This window comes from Oleiphilus sp. HI0132 (genome assembly GCF_001635845.1).
Map to the genome: position 1 here is coordinate 1 of NZ_LWGJ01001092.1, position 3,354 is coordinate 3,354.

2 protein-coding genes are annotated in these 3,354 nt (G+C 40.9%); both read left to right on the plus strand.

Going from position 1 to position 3,354, the window contains the following annotated elements; translation table 11 throughout:
- The first annotated feature begins 2,270 nt into the window (after positions 1-2,270).
- Positions 2,271-3,179 carry an acyltransferase gene (locus A3766_RS32675; RefSeq protein ID WP_068515652.1) on the plus strand — a complete coding sequence of 303 codons (909 nt, stop codon included), beginning with the start codon at positions 2,271-2,273 and terminating at the stop codon, positions 3,177-3,179.
- A 38-nt stretch (positions 3,180-3,217) separates the two neighbouring features.
- Positions 3,218-3,354: transposase (locus A3766_RS32680; RefSeq protein WP_156495124.1), on the plus strand; the 137-nt coding region annotated here is incomplete at its 3' end.

The following is a 3,354-nucleotide window of genomic DNA, read 5'->3' on the forward strand; positions in this document are numbered from 1 at the left end:
AGCACAGGTGGTACAGATTCTGGCAGNACAGGTGGTACAGATTCTGGCAGCACAGGTGGTACAGATTCTGGCAGTACAGGTGGTACAGATTCTGGCAGTACAGGTGGTACAGATTCTGGCAGTGCAGGTGGCGATATCATCCCTGTTTTTGTAGCGACGGCATCTTGCTCGGCTGGGGATGATCCTCACTGGCAATGTGGTGGTCAGTGGAGCGATATTCAGAATGTCGCTGATAGTGACTTTATCGCAATATGCCCGGGCGCTGAAGGCGGAAATTACTCTGATTGTGCTGACGATGATACATTTGTTTTATTCTCAAACGTTACTTCAAATGATGGCTTTTTTGTTTGCTCTGATGATGTCAACCTTGGGGGCGGGCGTAATGGATGCAGTGGCTCTAAATATGTAAGAGAAGCTAATTTTGGGAGTATTGATAGCGTTGTTACTGAACAAGGAGGTAGCGATGACTCTTCTGCTGGTACTGGTGGCGGTGAAAATAATGACTCTTCTGTAGGTGCAGGTGGTAGTGAAGTCTCCTTCGCTGATGTGACGATTAATGCTTTTCCAGATTTTATAAGTGGTCAGGCAGCTGTAGTGGCACCTTTTGAAGCAGATCTTGCACACCTTAATGCAGATGGCTGCCTAGATGCATTTATTACTTCTCATGCAACTACTGATCCTGATGGAATATATATACAGGACAATGCTGGAGGTGTGTGTCAGGGGACATTTAGCTACTTAGCGAATGATTATTCTATAAGCGGGCCTTCTAATAGGCGGATTACTTCATGGGTAATGCTGTTAGACCTAGATGGTGATTCCGATACTGATATATTAGGGGCCGATGTAGATGGTAACCCTTCTTTAGCTGCTCTTATGAATAGCGGCGAAGAAAGCTACTCAGGAGTTTCAGGCTGTTTATATGATGTTGATCGATGTTTGCCGATAGATTTTAATGGGGATGGAGATATTGAACTTATTTCAGCGCCTTTGGTTGGAGTTGGTTTTAATTCTAGTTTAAATAGCGTTAATGCAGGTACAGGAATATTTGGATCAATATATAGTTGGCCAGAAAGAACTGTTTTATATACTCCTGATTGGAACAATATATCTGAGCCAAATTTAACGCGTGCATGGTCGACCTCTTTAGTTTTTGATGCTAACAATGATTCATACCCTGATATGGTTAATCCTCAGCTTAACTTGATTTGGTTTAATAGTCCTTCAGGATTTTCAGATGCAGTTTCTGGAAATTTTGTAGCCTCCTCATCAATGTTTGATACTTCTTATTCTATTGACTCGGCGCAACACTCAAACCCACACCAACAGATACCAATTGACTACGATAATGATGGTGATTTGGATATCTTTAAGATTAGAGTGTATAAAGGCGGAAATAATTCTATTGATTTAGCGGATGGCGACAATGATGGTGATGGTATATGGTTGCTTGAGAATGACGGGACGGGCAGGTTTACCGATGTTTCAGTTACTGAGTTGTCAGGGTTAACTCTAAACTCTTTAACGTATCAAACTACATATGCAGGCTTAGGTGCTGGAGACTTCAATAATGATGGTTTGACGGATATTAGAGCTGATTGGCTAACTGGAGGGGGCTTTGAAGCGCCTTGTGGCATACTTATTAATGGTGGAACAGGGAACTGGAAGAAGGAAGCGTATTCATGCGGAAATGTTTTAAGTACGTCTGGTGGAAGAGTAGCTGCAGCAGGTGGGGCTTCTAAAACTGTGGTGGCGCATGGCGATTACGATAACGACGGTCGTTTGGATTTATTTTCCTCTAATTCTCAACCTAGCGCTAATAAAGATACCCTTAATTTGTTACGTAACACGGGACCAAGTAATAACAATTGGTTAGCATTCCAGGTTAAGGATGCGCCGACTACAGAAGGCTTGCACTCAAGAGTAGTGATACGAAACTCTGAAACAGATAATATTTTGTGTACGAGAGAGATTTATATTGCGCAACAATACGGTGGTTCGAGCGAGCATTGTGGTCTTGGTAGCGTAAGTACTGTGGACATCTCTGTTCAGTACCCTAATGGAGGAAGACTAGTTTCCTATCAAGATGTTGGTGTAAACCAGTTTTTGATGCTGAGGTTAGATGGCTCAGCAGAAGTATGGGCCCCAGGTTCAGGTATGTAGTCTAATTTCTTTATAGAAACTGCGCAAAGTTTCACTTTGTGCAGTTTTTTTTTACCTAGTAATTACTGATAGAATACAAGGATAGCTTAAACCTTGATATTAAATGGATGTACTTTGTGTCAATAAATTATACTGCTTCGCTTGACGGCCTGAGAGGTTATGCTGTTTTATCGGTAATACTTTTTCACTGTGGCATACTCTATTGGGGGTGGCTTGGTGTACAGCTATTTTTTGCACTCTCGGGTTTTCTAATAACCTTGAGCTTATTTTCAGGCAAGGAAAAGAGTTTTAAGCTATATCTTAAAAACTTTTATGTTCGAAGAGCTTTGAGGATTTTTCCTCTATACTTTTTATTCCTATTTATCGTGTTCATAATCTCCTTAGTGGTCGGTGAGTCTTTAGATCAACGAGGCTGGCTTCATCTTCTTACCTATACTTTCAATATCTATAGAGCCTCTGAGTCTTACTCTCACTCAGAATTATATGGTCATCTGTGGTCGTTGTCAGTCGAAGAACAGTTTTACCTTATATGGCCATTTGTGATCTATTTCTACTCTAGGGGCTTGAAAAGTTTAATTGTTTCTCTTTTATCGTTCTATCTTGTGGCAAAGCTCTTGTTAATGCTTTTAGTGTCTTGGGGTGCCTTAGATCGTGACTTTGTAGTAACGCAGCTTTATTTTCAAACTTTCTCACAAGCAGATGCGTTTTTGTATGGCTCTCTCGTTGCTCTGATTCATAAGAATGGTGGGCAAGCTCCATATAAGTTTTGTATGAGTGTCGTTGTTGCTGTCACTTTATTTTGTGTGATCGGGGAGGTTTTGGCTCAGCAATCACTATTTTCTGCAATGAGACTAATGTCTTCACCGGCTATGTTTGATAATAACTGGGGGTTTGGTATTGGTTATACTATAGTAGGCTTCTCCTCGTTAGCACTTATACTATACGTGTTGTATTCCTCGTCAAAGCTCAAAGCTATATTATTCCCCCTGTGTCAGGATAGTTGTCGCCTCTGTTAATTTTTAATAATTGAATAGGAGGCGGTAAGAGAATATGAGTGAAGCATTATTCAAAAGAGTTTAAAGAAGCCATTGTTAAGAAGTGGCTTGAAAGTGGGTTATCATTAAGAACGTTTTCAGCCCAGGAAAACATAAACCTATCCACCTTGTATTCCTGGCGAGATAAATTTCAATT

Excerpts from the sequence above, each read along its gene's own strand:
- A3766_RS32675 (WP_068515652.1), top strand. The coding sequence starts at position 2,271 with ATGTACTTTGTGTCAATAAATTATACTGCTTCGCTTGACGGCCTGAGA.